Below are 19,123 nucleotides of genomic sequence, written 5' to 3'. Positions count from 1 at the left end.
TCGTACGGCCAGGGAACCACCGCCCAGGATGAGCCCATGACCAGCGAACCCACCCCGCGCAGCGAGCCCGTCTCCCTCTCCACCGCTCTCGCCTCCTTCACCGACCTGTGGAGCCCCCGCATCGTCACCGCCGTCAACGACTACGACGTACGCATCGCGAAGGTCGAAGGCGAGCACCTCTGGCACGTGCACGACCACACCGACGAGTTCTTCCTGGTGGTCGAGGGGGAACTGCACATCGCCCTGCGCGAGAGGGACGGGGAGCGCACGGTGACCCTCCCCAAGGGCTCGGTCTTCACCGTCCCGCGCGGCACCGAACACAAGCCGTACGCCCCGGCCGGCGCCGCCATCCTGATGTTCGAACCCACGGGCACCCTCACCGTCGGCGACCGCCACGACGAGGTACCCGACCATGTGGACGCCACCACGGGCCATGCGCTGGCCTGACTGTCAGTGACGGGTGGCACCCTTGATCCATGAACGACTCCGCCCCCACCACCCGTCGCGCCCGTGTCCGCGCCCCCGAGCTGATCGGCAAGGGCGGCTGGCTGAACACGGGAGATGAGCAGTACACCCTCACTGACCTGCGAGGACGTATCGTCATCCTCGATTTCTGGACGTTCTGCTGCATCAACTGTCTGCATGTCCTGGACGAGCTGCGCGAGCTGGAGGAGAAGCACCGGGACACGGTGGTGATCATCGGCGTGCACTCGCCGAAGTTCGCGCACGAGGCCGAGCACCAGGCGGTCGTGGACGCGGTCGAGAGGTATGGCGTCGAGCACCCGGTCCTAGACGACCCCGAGCTGGCGACCTGGAAGCAGTACGCCGTGCGCGCCTGGCCGACGCTCGTCGTGATCGATCCCGAGGGGTACGTCGTCGCGCAGCACGCCGGTGAGGGGCATGCGCACGCCATCGCCCGGCTGGTGGCGGAGCTGGAGACCGAGCACGCGGCGAAGGGAACCCTGCGGCGCGGCGACGGACCGTACGTGGCGCCGGAGCCCGAGCCCACGGTGCTCCGCTTCCCCGGCAAGGCCCTCGCCCTGCCGAACGGGAACCTGCTGGTCAGCGACACGACCCGGCATCAGCTGGTGGAGCTGGAGGGCGACGGGGAGACCGTCGTGCGGCGGATCGGCTCCGGTGTGCGGGGGTTCGCGGACGGGGCGGCCGAGGTGGCCGGGTTCAGTGAGCCGCAGGGGCTGGCGCTCCTGGAGGACGGGTCCGTGGTCGTCGCCGACGCCGTGAACCACGCGCTGCGGCGGCTCGATCTCGCGACCGGTGAGGTCACGACCCTGGCGGGGACGGGCCGCCAGTGGTGGCAGGGCTCGCCGACGTCCGGCCCGGCGCGCGAGGTCGACCTCTCCTCGCCGTGGGATGTGGCTCTGTTCGGCGGCAAGGTCTGGATCGCCATGGCCGGTGTGCACCAGCTGTGGGCGTACGACCCGCAGGACGGGACCGTCGGGGTCGCCGCCGGTACGACGAACGAGGGGCTCGTCGACGGGCCGGCCGCCGAGGCCTGGTTCGCGCAGCCGTCGGGGCTCGCCGCCACCGAGGACCGGCTGTGGCTCGCCGACTCCGAGACGAGCGCGCTGCGCTGGGTCGACCTCGACGGAGCCGTGCACACCGCCGTCGGCACCGGGCTCTTCGACTTCGGGCACCGCGACGGGGCGGCCGAACAGGCGCTGCTCCAGCACCCGTTGGGGGTCACGGCCCTCCCCGACGGCTCGGTCGCGGTGAGCGACACGTACAACCACGCGCTGCGCCGCTACGACCCGGCGACGGGTGAAGTGTCCACGCTGGCCACGGACTTGAGGGAGCCGAGCGACGCGGTGCTCGTCGGCGACGACATCGTGGTCGTCGAGTCCGCCCGTCACCGGCTGACGCGGCTGCGGCTTCCCGAGGAAGCCGTACGGGTCGAGTCGGTCGCCCACCGCACCCAGCGCGCCGCCACCGAAGTCGCCCCGGGCAAGCTCCAGCTGGACGTCATCTTCCAGGCTCCCGCCGGGCAGAAGCTGGACACGCGGTACGGCCCCTCCACCCGGCTCCTCGTCTCCTCGACCCCGCCCGAGCTGCTGCTCGCCGGCGAGGGCGCGGGAACCGATCTCTCCCGCGCCCTGGAGCTGAACCCGGCCGTCACGGAAGGCGTGCTGCACGTCTCCGCGATGGCCGCGTCCTGCGACGATGATCCGGCGAACGAATACCCGGCCTGCCATGTCCACCAGCAGGACTGGGGCGTTCCGGTGCGGCTCGGCGAGGGCGGCGAGGACCGGCTGCCGCTGGTCCTCGCGGGCATGGACGCATAGGGAGACCCCTCGTCACCGTCTCAGGGTGTCCCCTGGCGCCGCTTCACCGGGAGGACTATCCCTCCAAGAACGCCACCAGCGCGTTGGCCAGCAGGAACGGGTCGTCGGCGCCGCAGAGTTCGCGCGCGCTGTGCATGGAGAGGATGGCCACGCCGATGTCGACGGTCTTGATGCCGTGGCGGGCCGCCGTGATGGGTCCGATGGTGGTGCCGCAGGGCATCGAGTTGTTGGAGACGAAGGACTGGAAGGGCACGCCGGCCCTCTCGCAGGCGGCGGCGAAGACGGCGCGGCCCGAACCGTCCGTGGCGTAGCGGTTGTTGACGTTCACCTTGAGGATGGGGCCGCCGTTGGCGCGCGGGTGGTGCGTCGGGTCATGCCGCTCGGCGTAGTTGGGGTGGACGGCGTGGCCGGTGTCGGAGGACAGACAGATGGTGCCCGCGAAGGCGCGCGCCCGGTCCTCGTACGAGCCGCCGCGCGCGAACACCGAACGCTCCAGCACGCTGCCGAGCAGCGGCCCGTCGGCGCCGGTGTCGCTCTGCGAGCCGTTCTCCTCGTGGTCGAAGGCGGCGAGCACGGGGATGTACGGGAGGCCGGTGTCGCCGGCGGCGACCGCGACCAGCGCCGCCGTACCCGCGTGCAGGGAGAGCAGGTTGTCCATGCGCGGGCCCGCCATCAGCTCCTTGTCGCGGCCCAGGTACGAGGGCCGCTCGATGGAGTGGGTCATCAGGTCCCACCCGGTGACCTCGCCCGCGGCCAGCCCCAGCTCCTCCTCCAGGAAGGCGATCAGATCGCCCTCGCGGGCGTCGCCGAGCCCCCAGATGGGCTGCAGATGCCGCTGCTTGTCGAGCTTGAGTCCCTCGGCGCTGACGGAACGGTCCAGGTGGATGGCGAGCTGGGGCACGCGCAGCAGGGCGCGGTCGATGTTCACCAGGCGCGTGGAGCCGTCCCGCAGTGAGAGGCGTCCCGCGAGGCCCAGGTCCCGGTCCAGCCAGGAGTTCAGCAGCGGCCCGCCGTAGATCTCCACGGCCACCTGCCGCCAGCCGTGCGCGCCGGTGTCCGGCAGCGGCTTCACCCGCAGGTTCGGGGAGTCGGTGTGCGCGCCCACGATCCGGAACGGGGTGTGCGACCCGGCGCCCTCCGGCACGTACCAGGCGACGATCGCGCCCCCGCGCAGCACATATTTCCCGCCACTGGTCCCCTCCCACGCGTCGGTCTCGGCGACCTGACGGAATCCGGCCTTCTCCAGCCGCTCGGCGGCATTGGCCACCGCGTGGTACGGCGTCGGGCTCGCCGCCAGGAAGGACATGAGGTCGTCGGTGTGGCCGCGGTCGAAGCGGGAGGGTGTGCTCATGGTGTTCACCTTAACGACGCGTGAGGGCCCGCTCCCGGGGATGGGAGCGGGCCCTCGTAACGGGGTTGTGAAGGGCGGACACGTGACCGGAAGGACAGGTTCCGGTTCGGTGTCCGCCCCGCTCGGGGGGACCCGGAAGGTGCCTGGAAGGTGCCTAGAACGCCGCTTCGTCCAGCTCCATCACGTCGAGGTCCACGCTCTCGGCGAGCTTGCGGGCGCCGGTGACGCCGGGCAGGACGTTGGCGGCGAAGAACTTCGCGGCCGCGATCTTGCCGGTGTAGAAGGGCTTGTCCTTCGCGGAGGCCGTCTCCAGCTTCTCGGCGGCCACGGCGGCACCGCGCAGCAGCAGGTAGCCGACGACGACGTCACCGGAGGCCAGCAGCAGGCGGGTGGTGTTCAGGCCCACCTTGTAGATGTTCTTGACGTTCTGCTCGGTCGCGGCGAGGTCGGTGAGCATCAGGCCGACGATGGCCTCCAGCTCGACGGCCGCCTTGGCGAGCTGCTCGCGGGCGGTGGACAGCTCCTCGCCGCCGGTGCCGAGCGCCAGGAACTTCTTGATGTCCTCGGCGAGGGAGTTCAGCGCCGCGCCCTGGTTGCGGACGATCTTCCGGAAGAAGAAGTCCTGGCCCTGGATCGCGGTGGTGCCCTCGTACAGGGTGTCGATCTTGGCGTCGCGGATGTACTGCTCGATCGGGTACTCCTGGAGGAACCCGGAGCCGCCGAAGGTCTGCAGCGACTGCGCGAGCTGCTCGTAGCCCTTCTCGGAGCCGTAGCCCTTCACGATCGGCAGGAGCAGGTCGTTCATGGCCTCAAGGGCGGCGGTGTCCTCGCCCGCGGCCTCCTTGACCTGGATGTCGTCCTGGACGGCCGCGGTGTGCAGCACCAGGGCGCGCATGCCCTCCGCGTACGCCTTCTGCGTCATCAGCGAGCGGCGGACGTCCGGGTGGTGCGTGATGGTGACCTTGGGCGCGGCCTTGTCCATGAAGTTCGCGAGGTCGGTGCCCTGGACGCGCTCCTTGGCGTACTCAAGAGCGTTCAGGTAGCCCGTCGACAGCGTCGAGATCGCCTTCGTGCCGACCATCATGCGGGCGAACTCGATGATGCGGAACATCTGGCGGATGCCGTCGTGCTTGTCGCCGATCAGCCAGCCCTTGGCGGGGTGACGGTCGCCGAAGGTCATCTCGCAGGTGTTGGAGGCCTTGAGGCCCATCTTGTGCTCGACGTTGGTGGCGTAGGCGCCGTTCCGCTCGCCCAGCTCGCCGGTCTCGAAGTCGAAGAGGTACTTCGGGACGAGGAAGAGGGAGAGACCCTTGGTGCCGGGGCCGTGGCCCTCGGGGCGGGCGAGGACGTAGTGAAGGATGTTCTCCTCCATGTCGTGCTCACCGGAGGTGATGAAGCGCTTCACGCCCTCGATGTGCCAGGAGCCGTCCTCCTGCTGGACCGCCTTGGTGCGGCCGGCGCCCACGTCCGAGCCCGCGTCGGGCTCGGTGAGGACCATGGTGGAGCCCCAGGTCTTCTCGACCGCGATCTGGGCGATCTTCTTCTGGACGTCGTTGCCCTCGTCGTAGAGGATGCCGGCGAAGGCGGGGCCCGAGGCGTACATCCACACCGCCGGGTTCGCACCGAGCAGCAGTTCCGCGTACGCCCAGATCAGGGAGCGCGGCGAGGTGGTGCCGCCGATCTCCTCCGGCAGGCCGAGGCGCCAGTACTCGGAGTCCATGAAGGCCTTGTAGCTCTTCTTGAAGGACGCCGGTACGGGCGCGGTGTTCGTCTCCGGGTCGAAGACCGGGGGGTTGCGGTCGGCGTCCGCGAACGACTCGGCCAGCTCGTTCTCCGAAAGCCGCGTCAGCTCCTCGAGGATGCTCTTGGCGGTGTCCGTGTCCATCTCCGCGAACGGGCCGGTGCCGTACAGCTTGTCGCGCCCGAGCACCTCGAAGAGGTTGAACTCGATGTCGCGGAGATTCGACTTGTAGTGCCCCATGGCGACGGCTCCGTTAAGGGATCGGCGAGGCACTGACTCCTCGCACCTAGTTCACGTACCAACAAGTAGCTACGATGATGCTACCCGTCAGTAATAAGAAGCAACCCCGCATAGCCCATATGTGGCCCATTACTCTTTGGGTCATGTACGGCTACGACCAGAACGCGGGCGCACAGCAGGGGTACGCCCAGCCCCAGCAGCAGATGCCCGGGCAGATGCCTGGTGGGCAGATGCCGGGCGGGCAGATGCCCGGCGGTTATGGCCAGCAGCCGCCGCTGTACCCGGAGCCGTCCCCGCCGTCCCTGGCCGACGCGGTCCGCGCGTTCACCACGGGATCGATGTCCGCCGAGGACTTCCAGCAGGTCTTCGCGACGTCGAAGGTGTACTGCCCACGGGGCGACAACCCCGGCTTCCTCGCGCTGCATAACACCCAGCAGCCGGTGATCCCCATGTTCACCTCGCTCAAGGAGCTGCGCCGGTACGCCGGCAAGGAGTCCAAGTACTTCGTGATCACCGGCGCCGAGGTCATCGACCTGCTGCCGACCGGCTACGGCTTCGTCCTCGACATGGAGGGCGAGCACCGGATGGTCTTCGACGCGAAGGCCGTGGAGCAGATGGTGGACTTCGCGATGCGCCGTATGTACGGCTAGCGAGCGATGTACGGCTAGCAGCACTCTCGTGCCACGACATCCCGGACGCCCGGAGGGAATGCCCTCCGGGCGTTCGTCGTTACGGGTAGCAGAAAGTTCAATGCTCAACTAAACTCGAACCACAAGGAGGTCCCGACATGCCTGCAGTGACCGTTGAGAACCCGTTGGCCCTGCCCCGTGTGGCCGCGCCGACCGACGCCGTGGCCCGCCCCGTGCTCGCCGTGACGACCGCGCCGAGTGGCTTCGAGGGAGAGGGCTTCCCGGTCCGCCGCGCGTTCGCCGGGATCAATTACAAGTACCTCGACCCGTTCATCATGATGGATCAGATGGGCGAGGTGGAGTACGCGCCGGGCGAGCCCAAGGGCACGCCCTGGCACCCCCACCGCGGCTTCGAGACCGTGACCTACATCATCGACGGCATCTTCGACCACCAGGACTCCAACGGTGGCGGCGGCACCATCACCAACGGTGACACCCAGTGGATGACCGCGGGCTCGGGCCTCCTGCACATCGAGGCTCCGCCGGAGTCGCTCGTCATGTCCGGCGGCCTCTTCCACGGCCTCCAGCTGTGGGTGAACCTCCCGGCCAAGGACAAGATGATGGCCCCGAGGTACCAGGACATCCGTGGCGGCACGGTGCAGCTGCTCAGCACCCCCGACGGCGGCGCGCTGCTCCGCGTCATCGCCGGTGAGCTGGACGGCCACCAGGGCCCCGGCATCACGCACACGCCGATCACGATGGTCCACGCGACCCTGGCACCCGGCGCCGAGCTGACCCTCCCGTGGCGCGAGGACTTCAACGGCCTCGCGTACGTCCTCGCCGGCCGCGGCAGCGTCGGCACGGACCGCCGCCCGGTCCACACCGGCCAGACCGCCGTCTTCGGCGCGGGCGGCTCGCTGACCGTCCGCGCGGACGAGCAGCAGGACTCGAACACGCCGGACCTGGAGGTCGTGCTGTTGGGCGGGCAGCCGATCCGCGAGCCCATGGCCCACTACGGCCCGTTCGTGATGAACACCCGCGAGGAGCTCCAGCAGGCCTTCGAGGACTTCCAGAAGGGGCGGCTGGGCACGATTCCCGCCGTGCACGGGATGTCCGAGGGCGGGCTGTAAGCCTCTGTCGGGTGAGTCACGGGAAAGCCCCGTCCGGTGGACCGGACGGGGCTTTCCCGTGCTCGCGCGGTCTTCGGCATGCTCGCGCGGGGCTCGGCGGGTAGCTTGTCGGACAGACGTGCCGGCGGGGGCACCGAGTCCCGGCTCTGCTTCCGGGCCACCGCAACTCACCTGCTAGGAGCGCCTCATGCTCACCTCGACGAACGTTCCGGGCGGGCCGAACTGGCTCGACCTGGGGACACCGGACATCGACGCGGCCGTCTCCTTCTACGAGGGAACGTTCGGCTGGCAGTTCCAGTCCGCGGGACCCGAGGCCGGGGGCTACGGCTTCCTGCAGAAGGACGGCAAGACCGTGGCCGCCGTCGGCCCGCTGACCGAGGAGGGGGCGTCGTCCGCCTGGACGGTCTACTTCCGCACCCTGGACGCCGACGCCACCGCGAAAGCGGTCGAACAGGCCGGCGGCTCGGTCCGCTTCCCGCCCACGGATGTCTTCACCGCGGGGCGGATGGCCGGCTTCACCGACCCGACGGGCGCCGAGTTCGCCGTGTGGGAAGCCCGGGACATGGATGGCCTGGAGGTCGTCAACGAGCCGCGCACCCTCAGCTGGATCGAGCTCTACACCACGGACGCCGCGGCGGCGAAGGACTTCTACCGCACGGTCCTGTCATGGGACATGCGCGACATGCCCATGGGCCCGGACGTCGTCTACACCATCGCCGGGCCCGCGGGCGGCGGCGAGAGAACCATGCACGGCGGCCTCATGCAGCTCCCGGCGGAGCACATGCAGCGCGGCTCGTCCTCCGAATGGCACCCGTACTTCGAGGTCGAGGACTGCGACGCCGTGGTGGCCAGGGCCCAGGAACTGGGCGCGACGGTCATCATCCCCGCCGTCGACGCCGCGGGTGTCGGACGCCTTGCCATGTTCCTCGACCCGTTCGGGGCGCCCTTCGCCGTCATCACGAGCGCCACGCCCTGAACCGAGCCGCGTATCGCCGGTCGCTGACGCTGCGTCACCCGGGCAGGCCCTCCCCACAGGACGGCTCGCCCGGCGCGTGATCGGGTGGACGCGTGCAGCTACTCCCCGATGCCGCCCGTCGTCTCGCCGCCTGGTGTGCCGTGATCCTGCTCGCCGCGGGTGTCGGGTGGGTGGCGATCGTGCTGTGCGGGGAGTTCCGTACGGCGGTGGTGCCGGTGCTGCTCGCGCTGCTCGGGACCGCGCTGCTCGGGCCGCTGTACCGGCGGCTGGTGAAGGTGAAGGTCAACCGGTCGCTGGCCGCCGGGCTCACGTGTGTCGCGGTGGTCGTGGTGGTGGGTGGCGCCGTCTACATCGTCGTCGCGGCGCTCATCGACACCGGCGACCAGATCGTCTCCTCGCTGAAGCAGGCCGCGAGGTCCGTCGCCGAGCACCTGGGCGCGGCGGGTACGTCCCTCGACGACCTCGCGTCCAACTCCAAGGACCTGCTGGCCAAGTTCGGCGGCACGGCCGCGTCCAATGTCATCAGTGGCGTGAGCATCGTGGGCGAGGGCATCGCCATGGCCGTACTGGCGCTGCTCCTCGTCTTCTTCTTCCTGCGGGACTCGCACCGGGTGGCCGGGGCGCTGCGGTCGCTGGCGCCCCGGGGGACCGCCGATGTCGTCGAGGCCGTGGCCCGCCGGGCCTTCGAGGGCGTCGAGGGTTTCATGCGCGGGACGACGCTGATCGCGCTCATCGACGCCTTCTGCATCACCCTCGGGCTGCTGATCCTGCGTGTGCCGGGCGCGGTGGGGCTGGGCGCGCTGGTCCTGGTGGGGGCGTACATCCCGTATCTCGGCGCGTTCATCTCCGGCGCGGTGGCGGTGCTGGTCGCGCTCGCGGACCGGGGGTTCGTGATCGCGCTGTGGGTGCTGGGGGTCGTCGTCGCCGTGCAGGTCCTGGAGGGGCATGTGCTCCAGCCGATGATCCAGAGCCGGACCGTGCAGATGCATCCGGCGGTGGTGATGCTGACGATCACGGCGGGCGCGTCCGTCGCGGGGATCCTGGGCATGCTGCTCGCCGTCCCGCTGACGGCGGCCGCGTTCGGGGTGCTGCACGAACTCCGTACGCGCTACTCCTCGGAAGCGGCAGGAGCACCTGGAGAACCTCAAGCGCCAGGAACACCAGAAGCACCTGGAGAACCAGGAGCCTCTTCGGTGTCGGACTCGTAGAACTCGAACCAGATGCTCTTCCCCTCGCCCCGCGGGTCCACGCCCCACGCGTGCGCGAGGAGTTCCATGAACACCAGACCCCGTCCGGAGGACGCCAGCTCGCCGGGGTGACGCCGGTGCGGCAGGTCGTCGCTGGCGTCGGTGACCTCCACCTTCATCCGCCGCTCGCCCGGCTCGCCGGTCACCTCGGCGACGAGCAGCGCGTCGGCGTCGGTGTGCACGAGGACGTTGGTGACCATCTCGGAGACGAGGAGGACCGCGGAGTCGAGCTGGTCCTCGGAGGCCCAGTCGTGCAGCATCTCGCGCAGTTGCTGTCGGGCGTCCGCGATCCGCTCGGGCTCGGCCTGCGCCACGGTCAGCACGGTGCGGCGCACGGTCGGCGCGACGGCCGTGACGGTGTCGCCGCAGCCGCATCCCGGGCCCACCCGGCACAGCAGCAGTACGGCTATGTCGTCCTCGCGCCGGTCGGCCAGCGGCCCGGTGGTGTGGTGCGAGGAGGGCCCGTGCACGGCCTGGACCAGGGCGTCGGCGAGGGACTCCATGTCGCCGTCGTGGGATTCGAGGGTCCGGCGGATACGGCGCCAGCCGGTGTCGAGGTCGTGGCCCCCGGTCTCGATGAGCCCGTCGGTGCAGATCAGCATGGTTTCGCCGGGTTCCAGGACGAGCCGGGTCGTCGGGTAGTCGGCGTCCGGGTCGATGCCGAGCGGCAGCCCGCCCGCGGTCGGCCGCATCAGTACGGTTCCGTCCGCCATGCGTATCGCGGGGTCGGGGTGCCCGGCGCGGGCGATGTCGAGCGTCCCGGTCGCCGGGTCGACCTCGACGTACAGGCAGGTCGCGAAGCGGTGATCACCGCCGTCTCCGTTGCCCGTGCCGCTGCTCGACCCGTACGTCACCGAGTCCGTGACCCCGTACAGGAAGCGCGAGGCCCGCGACAGCACCGCGTCCGGGCGGTGGCCCTCGGCGGCGTACGCGCGCAGGGCGATGCGGAGCTGGCCCATCAGACCGGCGGCGCGCACGTCGTGGCCCTGGACGTCGCCGATGACCAGGGCGAAGCGGCCGGTGGGGAGCGGGATCATGTCGTACCAGTCGCCGCCGACCTGGAGGCCGCCGCCGGTGGGCACGTAGCGTGCGGCGACGCTCATGCCCGGCATCTGGGGGCCCAGCGTGGGCATCATCGAGCGCTGGAGGCCGTCGGTCAGCTCACGCTCGGTCTCGGCGGCGACGGCGCGCGAGAGGGCCTGCGCGAGCATGCGGGCGACGGTCGTGAGGACCGAGCGCTCGTCGGGTGTGAAGGTGACGGGGTACGTGAAGGCTGCCATCCACGCGCCCATGGTGCGGCCCGCGACGGTGAGCGGCAGGAAGGCCCAGGACTGCCGGCCGAAGTGCTGGGCGAGCGGCCAGGAGGCCGGGTAGCGCTCCCTGTACTCCTCGGGGGAGGACAGGTAGACGGCGCGGCCCGTGCGGACGACGTCCGCGGCCGGGTAGTCCGTGGCCAGGGACATCTGCGAGAAGGGGCTCTCGTCGCCCGGCTGGTGCCCGTGGTGGCCGATGACCGTCAGCCGGTCGGCCTCCGCGCCGAAGACGGCGAGCCCGTCCGGTGAGAACCCGGGCATCGACAGGCCCGCCGCGACCCGCAGCACCTCCGCCGTGGACCGCGCCTCGGCGAGCGCCCGTCCCGCGTCCAGCAGGAACGCCTCGCGCGAGCGGCGCCAGTCGCCGGTGACGGGAGTGCGGGCGGCGGCGCCCGGCGGCTGCTCGCTGATCTCCTGGAGGGTGCCGATCAGCTCGTACTCGCCGGTCTTCGGGTCGACGATCGGCTTGGAGCGGCTGCGGACCGTACGGATCACCCGGCCGTGCCCGTCCATGATCCGCATCCGGGCCTCGGCGAGGGTGCCCTCGGCGACGGCGAGCTGGACGACTCCGTAGATCTCGTTCCAGTCGACGGGGTGGAAATGGGAGCGCGCGCCCGCCTCGGTGAGTGTCGTCGGCTCCGCGGGCAGACCGATCAGCCGGGCGGCCTCGGCGTCGAACGTGACGAGGCCCGCGGCGTTGTCCCAGCGCCACAGGCCGGTCGCGAGGGCGGCCAGGACGTCCCCCACGCCGGGCAGGGGCTCACCAGTGCGCATTGACCCACTGTATGAACAGGTGATCGGTACCTGCCACCGAAGCTGTGGTGGTACTGGCCTCCGGCCCCGTGCGCGGCCGTACGGGCCCACAGGGGTAAATGGTGGGGAGGCGATCTTGGGCTGCCCGGTACCCTGGGGGTGTTTCACGTGAAACACCCCGATCAACAGGCCCCGGTCAACAGACCGCGATCCGCGAAGACTGGATGAAACGACGATGCATCGGTACAGGTCCCACACCTGCGGCGAGCTCCGCGCCTCTGACGTCGAAAGCGACGTCCGGCTGAGCGGCTGGCTGCACAATCGCCGAGACCTGGGCGGCATCCTCTTCATCGATCTGCGCGATCACTACGGCATCACGCAGCTCGTCGCCCGCCCCGGCACGCCCGCCTACGAGGCCCTCGACAAGGTCTCCAAGGAGTCGACGGTCCGCATCGACGGCAAGGTCGTCTCGCGCGGCACGGAGAACGTGAACGCGGACCTGCCCACCGGCGAGATCGAGGTCGAGGTGAGCGAGGTCGAGCTGCTCGGCGCGGCCGCCCCGCTCCCGTTCACGATCAACGCGGAGGACGGGGTCAACGAGGAGCGGCGCCTGGAGTACCGCTTCCTCGACCTGCGCCGCGAGCGCATGCACCGCAACATCCTGCTGCGTACGGCCGTGATCTCCGCGATCCGTCACAAGATGACGGCGCTGGGCTTCAACGAGATGGCCACCCCGATCCTCAGCGCCACCTCCCCGGAGGGCGCCCGCGACTTCGTGGTCCCCTCCCGCCTGAACCCGGGCAAGTTCTACGCGCTTCCGCAGGCCCCGCAGCAGTTCAAGCAACTGCTGATGATCTCCGGCTTCGACCGCTACTTCCAGATCGCGCCCTGCTTCCGCGACGAGGACGCGCGCGCGGACCGCTCGCCGGGCGAGTTCTACCAGCTCGACGTCGAGATGAGCTTCGTAGAGCAGGAAGACGTCTTCCAGCCCATCGAGAAGCTCATGACGGAACTCTTCGAGGAGTTCGGGAACGGCCGTCACGTGACGTCCCCCTTCCCGCGCATCCCGTTCCGCGAGGCGATGCTGAAGTACGGCTCCGACAAGCCGGACCTGCGGGCCCAGCTGGAGCTCGTCGACATCACCGACATCTTCGAGGGCTCGGAGTTCAAGGCCTTCGCGGGCAAGCACGTACGTGCCCTGCCGGTGCCGGACGTCTCCGCGCAGCCCCGGAAGTTCTTCGACCAGCTCGGTGACTTCGCGGTCACGCTCGGCGCGAAGGGCCTGGCCTGGGTCCGTGTCGCCGAGGACGGCTCGCTGACGGGCCCGATCGCGAAGTTCCTGACGGAGGAGAACGTCGCCGAGCTGACGAAGCGGCTGTCTCTCGCCGCCGGCCACGCGGTGTTCTTCGGCGCGGGCGAGTTCGACGAGGTCTCGAAGATCATGGGCGCGGTGCGGGTCGAGGCCGCCAAGCGCGCGGGTCACTTCGAGGAGAACGTCTTCCGTTTCTGCTGGATCGTCGACTTCCCGATGTACGAGAAGGACGAGGACACCGGCAAGATCGACTTCTCGCACAACCCCTTCTCGATGCCGCAGGGCGGTCTGGAGGCCCTGGAGACCCAGGACCCGCTGGACATCCTCGGCTGGCAGTACGACATCGTCTGCAACGGCGTCGAGCTGTCCTCCGGCGCGATCCGGAACCACGAGCCCGAGATCATGCTCAAGGCCTTCGAGATCGCGGGCTACGACCGTGAGACCGTCGAGGAGCAGTTCGCCGGCATGCTCCGCGCCTTCCGCTTCGGCGCCCCGCCGCACGGCGGGATCGCCCCGGGCGTCGACCGCATCGTCATGCTGCTCGCGGACGAGCCGAACATCCGCGAGACGATCGCGTTCCCGCTCAACGGCAACGCGCAGGACCTGATGATGGGCGCGCCGACGGAGCTGGACGAGACGCGTCTGCGGGAGCTGCACCTCTCGGTGCGGAAGCCGCAGCCGAAGTAGGGCTTCAGGGGGCCCCGCGGGTCCTCACGTGAATGGCTCGGAATCGACACCGATTCCGAGCCATTCTCATGTGTCCCCCATGAATCACCGGGAATCACAGTTCTTTGACAGGTTCACTTCATAATCTCCTCAGCCATGACTGACACCCCCCAACAGGCAATGACAGAACGGGAATTGACGCGCCGCAAGGTCGTCGTAGCTGGTGGCGCGACGGTCGCGGCCGCGGGTCTGGCCGTCGGCCTGGGCGCGAACGCCTTCGCGGGCGACAAGAGCCCGGGCGCACCCAAGGGCGCGCCCACCGAAGCGTGCTACGTCCTGACCACGGAGACCACCGAGGGCCCGTACTACATCGACGCGGACAAGATCCGCCAGGACATCACCGAGGACGAGGAGGGCATCCCCCTCACCCTCACGCTCAAGGTGATCGACGCGAAGACCTGCAGACCGGTACGGAACGCCGCCGTCGACATCTGGCACTGCTCGGCGCTGGGTGTCTACTCGGGCTACGAGGGCATGGGCAACGGAGGTGGCGGCGCCCCGCCGTCCGGCGACCCCTCGGCCACACCCACGGACGTGCCCACCGGCCCGCCCCCGTCGGGCGGTCCCGGCGGGGGAGGCGGCGGCCACCAGGAGCCGACCGACGACGAGCGCTATCTGCGCGGCACATGGCGGACGGACAAGCACGGTCACGTGACCTTCAGGACGGTCTTCCCGGGCTGGTACCGGGGCCGCTGCGTGCACATCCACGTGAAGGTCCACGTGGACGGCACCTGGACGGACGCGGGGTACGAGGGCGGCCACGCCTGCCACACGGGCCAGCTGTTCTTCGACGAGGAGTCGGTGCTGGCCTCCGCCGAGGTGGAGCCGTACTCGACGAACACCGCCACCCGGACGACCCTCGACGAGGACACGATCTACCCGGACAACGGCGCCGAGGGCGGCCTGCTCCACCTCAGGTACGACAAGAGGCACATCGCCCGGGGTGTCCACGCCCACCTGACGATGGGTGTGGCCCCCGACGAGACCCACGACACCACGGACACGCAGCCGAGCGCGTCTGCGTCGGCGTCAGCTTCGGCGTCGTAGCTCCTTCTTCCTTCTTCCTTCTTCCTTCTTCCGTGCTGTCGCGGTCGTGGCGGCTTGCGACAGCACGGAATAAGATAAGGGAAGCCTTGCCTAATTCCCATATCGCAAGTGGCTCGAAAGCGCCGTACATTTCGGTCCCCTTTTGCTGATTCGCAGAAATGCACAGCCCTTTCTCACGCTCCTGACAGCCCGTTTACCTAGCGTCCGGCCCATGACTGAGACCCAAGGACCGGCGCACAAACGGAACATGACGCGACGCAAGGTCGTCATCGCGGGTGGAGCGGCCGTAGCGGTCGCGGGCGTGGGCGGCGGAATAGCCGTGAACGCGTTCGCGGGCGAAACGACCACGGACTCCACTTCGTCGAGCGCCGAGACGTGTTACAAGCTCACCACGGAGACCACCGAGGGCCCGTACTACATCGACGCGGACAAGCTCCGTCAGGACATCACCGAGGACGAGGAGGGCATTCCGATGACCCTCAAGCTCAAGGTGATCGACGCGGAGACCTGCAAGCCCGTCAAGAACGCGGCCGTCGACATCTGGCACTGCACGGCGCTCGGCGTGTACTCCGGCTACGAGGCGATGGGCAGCGGCGGAGCCGGCGGCGGCAGCGCCCCGACCGACGCGCCGTCCGGTACTCCCACGGACGCCCCCTCCGGCACCCCCACCGGCGAGCCCCCGTCGGGCGCGCCCTCCGGCGGCACCGGCGGCGGCCACTCCGAGCCCACCGATGACGAGCGTTACCTGCGCGGCACCTGGAAGACCGACAAGCACGGCTACGTCACCTTCAAGACGATCTTCCCGGGCTGGTACCAGGGCCGCTGCGTCCACATCCACGTGAAGGTCCACGTGGACGGCACCTGGACCGACGCGGGCTACGAGGGCGGCCACACCTGCCACACCGGCCAGCTCTTCTTCTCCGAGAAGTCGGTCCTGGCGTCGGCGGAGGTGTCCCCGTACTCCACGAACACCACCACCCGCACCACCCTCACCGAGGACACGATCTACCCCCAGAACGGCCACGAGGGCGGGCTGCTCTACCTCAAGTACGACAAGAAGCACATGGCCAAGGGCGTCCACGCCCACCTGACCATGGGCGTCGCGCCGGACGAGACGCACGACAGCACGGATACGCAGGCGGGCGCTTCGGCGTCGGCTTCGGCCAGCTGATTGGCGTTGTCGTAGGCATGCGCAGGGCCCGGAACTCCACTGGTTCCGGGCCCTTTTGTCTGCGTTGAGGGGACGCTCGGGAGCTGGGTAGATCCGATCTACGTAGATCGGATCTACCCAGCCGCCTCGCTACTCCGGCGGTTCGGAGTCTTCGGGGAACAGGTCTTCTGCCCTCTCGGCGGTGATGGCCCGGTCGAACCAGACGGTGAGAGTGTCGAAGTCGGTGCAGGAGGTGATGCGCTCCTGAACGGCAGCCGGGACTGGGATGCCGCGCTTCTCCAACACCCGCAGGACCAGCGAGGCGCGATCCTCGGCTTTGCCTTCGAGGTACGCCGTCTCACGGACGGTGCCGCGTCCGGGGAAGTAGGTGACGAACGTCATGAGTTCTCTCCACTTTGCTCCGGCTGGGGTTTCTCCCAGGCCGACTTCCAGAAGGTCGTAGTAGTACTTGGCGGACTTCCCGTCCGTTGCCTGGAGGGCACGGGCCAGCGCCTCCAGTATGGCCGTGGTGCCAGGGCTGCGGCCATGTGTCAGGGCCGCGAAGGCCGTCATCGCCAGGTTCTCCGCCACCGCTCTCGGCTCGGAGATCACCGGTACGTTGTCCGGTCCGATGACCAGAGGGTGCGTGCTCTGGGCGATCCAGCCCCGGGCTCCGCACGTGAATGGGCCGGTTGCCCACTTGGCCGTGGCCCGGTCCTGGCAGACCACGAGCAGGAGAACCGGTAGGTCGTACTTCGCTTGCAGATGCGCGACGTAGTACGCCCAGCTCGACTCCTTGTCCGCATCCCGGCGCTGTTGTGCCTCGATGGCGAGCAAGAAGGTGTCTCCGTCGGACGGATCGATGCGCAGCACGCTGTCGACCCGGCGTTCGAGGGGGCGTAACTCCGTAACGTCGGGGGTGAGCACGTCCACGGTCGCTTTCTCAGGCAGAGGGATGCCCAGAGCTCCGAAGACGGGAGTAAGGATCTCGGGCCGGTCCTGGAAGATCCGGTGCGAGGCCTCGTGTGCTGATGTGACCATGTGGCGGAACCTATAGGGGGATCTTGGGCCGGTTGCCCGGCCGGCGAGATGGGATCACTCTTTCGGGGGTGGAAGGAACGTTCACGCCGCCGCCGTCAGTTCGCACCAGATGAACTTGCCCGTGCCGCCCGGGACTTGGGAGCGGCCGAGCGGGTACCAACCCCAGCCGTCGGCGCAGTCCCGTACGAGGGCCAGGCCTCGGCCGGACTCGTCGACGGCCGTTGCTGTTGTCGTGGGTTCCGGTGGGGTGGGGTCCGCGTCCCACACCCCGATGCGGAGGGTGTAGCTGGTCCAGCGGAGCCGTATGGCCGCCGGACCCTTCGTGTGCTGTACCGCGTTGGTGACCAGCTCGGTGGCGACGAGTTCCGCGACTTCTGTGAGGTGGGGGAGGCCGTGGAGGGTGAGGATCAGGCGGAGGGTGCGGCGGCAGATCGTGACGGCTCGGGGGTCGTTGGGGATGGAGAGGGTGTAGTCCCAGGGGTGGTTGTCGGTCGGCTCTCCGGTTTCTGGCATGGGCAACTCCTGGTCAGGGAGAGGGGGTTGGGGTGAGGTGCGGCGGTTGTCGGGTGGTGGCATGTCGCGGCCGTCGTGGCGTGACGGGGCGGTGCGCTTCCGGGGTCCCGGGTTCCGCAGTGTGTGCGTCGCGTCACTGACGGTAGAGACTAAAGTTAGTCTGGTGCAACCCATTGTCGTAAGCTCGTCACCCACAGTGGTGAAGCGGGGAGGTTCGGGTGCCGAGAAAACAGCCAACGGCCCGACAGGAGCGACTGGGGCGGGAGCTGCGGAAGTTGCGGGAGGCAGCCGGCCTGACGGCCAGGGAGGCGGCCGGGCTGCTCGGGGCGGTTTCGGTGACGATGAGCCAGATCGAGTCGGGGGTTGCCGGAGTCAGCGAGGCTCGGGTGCGGCGGCTGGCCGCACATTACGCCTGCACGGACAGCGAGTTGATCGATGCGCTGGTGGAGATGGCGACCGACCGTACGCGGGGATGGTGGGAGGCGTACCGGGGCGTACTGCCGCCCCCGTTCTTGGACTTGGCGGAGCTGGAGCACCACGCGACGTACGTGGATGAGATCGGTACCGCCCATGTGACCGGGCCGCTGCAAACGGAGGACTACGCGCGGGCGGTCTTCGCGTACTGGCGTCCGGAGCTTCCGGAGAGTGAGCTGGAGCCGAGAGTGGAGCACCGTATGCGTCGCAAGGAGGTTCTTGCCAGGGGCGGAGAGGCGCCGTACACGGCAGTGCTGCACGAGTTCGTGCTGCGCACGCGGGTGGCGGACAGGCGAGTGGCACGGGTTCAACTCGACGAAGTGCTCCAGCAGTCGGAACGCCCAGGCGTCACGGTGCGTGTGATTCCCTTCGACGTGGACGGTTTCGCTGGGGCGAGTGCGGCGCTGCTCTACGCGGGCGGGCGCGTGCCCGCGCTGGACACCGTTCAGAAGGACGTGCCCTCCGGCTCGGCTCTCGTGGACGCCGCGGCGCAACTCCAGTCCGTGCGAACACTCTTCCGTAAGGTGGAGTCGGTATCCCTTGAGCCCGCACAGTCGCGGGACTACATCCACCGCCTCGCGAAGGAGCTGTAGACGTGATCCAGTGGCAGAAGTCGTCCTTCTCAAGCGGTTCGGACGGGGCTTCCTGCGTGGAAATCGCCCTGTCCAGCGGTGAGTTGCTCCTCCGCGAGGGTGACGATCCTGACCGAATACTCCCCGTCTCGCGCGAAAGTCTGGCCGCCCTCCTGCGGCACACGCGCGCGGACCGCCCGTGACCGACGACGAGTTCACCCGCGCCCTCGACACCGTCGTGCGGGACCTCCACGCCCAGTGCCCCGTGCAGCCCGACATCCGCGATCCCGACGACGACTACCCCGGCGTCATCCTCTACGCCCCGGACGGCTCCGGACAGGGCGTGTACGCGTACCCGGACGACCAGCCCGGTGTGCGGCTGGCCGAGATTGCGGGTCAGGTCCAGGAGTGGGCGGTGGAAGCTCTGTGGGCGGAGGGGAAGCCGGCGGTCTGGCCCCACTGCCCTGCCCATTCGAACACGCACCCGCTGGACGCGAAAGTCGTCAAGGGGGAGGCCGTGTGGGCCTGCCCGAGGGGTGGGACGGTGGTGGCCCGCATCGGTGCGCTGACGCCTCCCGAGGCACTCGGCCTTCGAATCTGAGCGTCAC

At 69.3% G+C, this 19,123-nt stretch carries 17 protein-coding genes; 12 read left to right on the top strand and 5 right to left on the bottom strand.

Annotation, left to right across the window (positions count from 1 at the left end; genetic code table 11):
• Positions 1–36 precede the first annotated feature (36 nt).
• Both OIC96_RS23855 and OIC96_RS23850 read left to right on the top strand, forming a co-directional pair.
• Positions 37–447: a cupin domain-containing protein gene (locus tag OIC96_RS23855; RefSeq protein ID WP_330305871.1), complete on the top strand. Its 411-nt coding sequence runs from the start codon at positions 37–39 to the stop codon at positions 445–447.
• 29 nt (positions 448–476) lie between these two features.
• The gene (locus OIC96_RS23850) at positions 477–2,300 is read left to right on the top strand and encodes a thioredoxin-like domain-containing protein (protein WP_330305872.1); all 1,824 of its coding nucleotides are present in this window, start codon (positions 477–479) and stop codon (positions 2,298–2,300) included.
• A gap of 55 nt (positions 2,301–2,355) precedes the next feature.
• On the opposite strand, the gene OIC96_RS23845 is transcribed toward OIC96_RS23850, so the two are convergent.
• Positions 2,356–3,651 carry a M18 family aminopeptidase gene (locus OIC96_RS23845; RefSeq protein WP_330305873.1) on the bottom strand — a complete coding sequence of 432 codons (1,296 nt, stop codon included), beginning with the start codon at positions 3,649–3,651 and terminating at the stop codon, positions 2,356–2,358.
• A gap of 154 nt (positions 3,652–3,805) precedes the next feature.
• Positions 3,806–5,632, bottom strand: coding sequence for an acyl-CoA dehydrogenase (locus tag OIC96_RS23840; RefSeq protein ID WP_330305874.1), 1,827 nt, complete (start codon positions 5,630–5,632; stop codon positions 3,806–3,808).
• Between the two features lie 143 nt (positions 5,633–5,775).
• Here OIC96_RS23840 and OIC96_RS23835 point away from each other — a divergent pair, with 143 nt between their 5' ends.
• The 4 genes from OIC96_RS23835 (at position 5,776) to OIC96_RS23820 (ending at position 9,575) form a co-directional block, all read left to right on the top strand.
• On the top strand, positions 5,776–6,282 hold the full coding sequence (locus tag OIC96_RS23835) for an SseB family protein (RefSeq protein ID WP_327430166.1): 507 nt from the start codon (positions 5,776–5,778) through the stop codon (positions 6,280–6,282).
• A gap of 137 nt (positions 6,283–6,419) precedes the next feature.
• Positions 6,420–7,391 carry a pirin family protein gene (locus OIC96_RS23830; RefSeq protein WP_330305875.1) on the top strand — a complete coding sequence of 324 codons (972 nt, stop codon included), beginning with the start codon at positions 6,420–6,422 and terminating at the stop codon, positions 7,389–7,391.
• A 187-nt stretch (positions 7,392–7,578) separates the two neighbouring features.
• Positions 7,579–8,367 (top strand): VOC family protein, encoded by a 789-nt coding sequence (locus tag OIC96_RS23825; RefSeq protein ID WP_330305876.1) that lies wholly within the window; start codon positions 7,579–7,581, stop codon positions 8,365–8,367.
• A gap of 92 nt (positions 8,368–8,459) precedes the next feature.
• Complete coding sequence (locus OIC96_RS23820) at positions 8,460–9,575, top strand: AI-2E family transporter (protein ID WP_330305877.1); 1,116 nt, start codon at positions 8,460–8,462, stop codon at positions 9,573–9,575.
• Here OIC96_RS23820 and OIC96_RS23815 read toward each other — a convergent pair.
• Positions 9,512–11,701, bottom strand: a complete 2,190-nt coding sequence (locus tag OIC96_RS23815) for a SpoIIE family protein phosphatase (RefSeq protein ID WP_330305878.1) — start codon at positions 11,699–11,701, stop codon at positions 9,512–9,514. The genes OIC96_RS23820 and OIC96_RS23815 overlap by 64 nt on opposite strands.
• Positions 11,702–11,915: 214 nt before the next feature.
• Between OIC96_RS23815 and aspS the strand changes: the two genes are divergently transcribed.
• The 3 genes from aspS (at position 11,916) to OIC96_RS23800 (ending at position 15,936) form a co-directional block, all read left to right on the top strand.
• Positions 11,916–13,679, top strand: a complete 1,764-nt coding sequence (aspS, locus tag OIC96_RS23810) for an aspartate--tRNA ligase (RefSeq protein WP_330305879.1) — start codon at positions 11,916–11,918, stop codon at positions 13,677–13,679.
• 135 nt (positions 13,680–13,814) lie between these two features.
• Positions 13,815–14,765 (top strand): intradiol ring-cleavage dioxygenase, encoded by a 951-nt coding sequence (locus OIC96_RS23805; protein WP_330305880.1) that lies wholly within the window; start codon positions 13,815–13,817, stop codon positions 14,763–14,765.
• A 211-nt stretch (positions 14,766–14,976) separates the two neighbouring features.
• The gene (locus tag OIC96_RS23800) at positions 14,977–15,936 is read left to right on the top strand and encodes a dioxygenase family protein (RefSeq protein ID WP_330305881.1); all 960 of its coding nucleotides are present in this window, start codon (positions 14,977–14,979) and stop codon (positions 15,934–15,936) included.
• Positions 15,937–16,065: 129 nt separating this feature from the next.
• On the opposite strand, the gene OIC96_RS23795 is transcribed toward OIC96_RS23800, so the two are convergent.
• Together OIC96_RS23795 and OIC96_RS23790 are read right to left on the bottom strand one after the other, a co-directional pair.
• Positions 16,066–16,956: a hypothetical protein gene (locus tag OIC96_RS23795; protein WP_330305882.1), complete on the bottom strand. Its 891-nt coding sequence runs from the start codon at positions 16,954–16,956 to the stop codon at positions 16,066–16,068.
• 81 nt (positions 16,957–17,037) lie between these two features.
• Entirely contained in the window at positions 17,038–17,469 is a 432-nt protein-coding gene (locus OIC96_RS23790) for an ATP-binding protein (RefSeq protein WP_330305883.1), read from the bottom strand.
• 218 nt (positions 17,470–17,687) lie between these two features.
• On the opposite strand from OIC96_RS23790, the gene OIC96_RS23785 reads away from it, so the two are divergent.
• From OIC96_RS23785 to OIC96_RS23775, 3 genes are read left to right on the top strand one after another with little or no spacing between them, the layout of a single operon-like run.
• On the top strand, positions 17,688–18,536 hold the full coding sequence (locus tag OIC96_RS23785; RefSeq protein ID WP_330305884.1) for a helix-turn-helix domain-containing protein: 849 nt from the start codon (positions 17,688–17,690) through the stop codon (positions 18,534–18,536).
• A 2-nt stretch (positions 18,537–18,538) separates the two neighbouring features.
• A complete protein-coding gene (locus tag OIC96_RS23780) occupies positions 18,539–18,718 on the top strand; it encodes a DUF397 domain-containing protein (RefSeq protein WP_330305885.1) in 180 nt (59 codons plus the stop codon).
• The gene (locus OIC96_RS23775) at positions 18,715–19,116 is read left to right on the top strand and encodes a hypothetical protein (RefSeq protein WP_330305886.1); all 402 of its coding nucleotides are present in this window, start codon (positions 18,715–18,717) and stop codon (positions 19,114–19,116) included. Before OIC96_RS23780 ends, OIC96_RS23775 begins: the two co-directional genes overlap by 4 nt.
• The last annotated feature ends 7 nt before the right edge of the window (positions 19,117–19,123 follow it).

Source organism: Streptomyces sp. NBC_00775 (genome assembly GCF_036347135.1).
Classification (GTDB): domain Bacteria; phylum Actinomycetota; class Actinomycetes; order Streptomycetales; family Streptomycetaceae; genus Streptomyces; species Streptomyces lutosisoli.
Note: the sequence above shows the minus strand (reverse complement) of the source record. Positions and strands in the feature narration are given on the sequence as shown.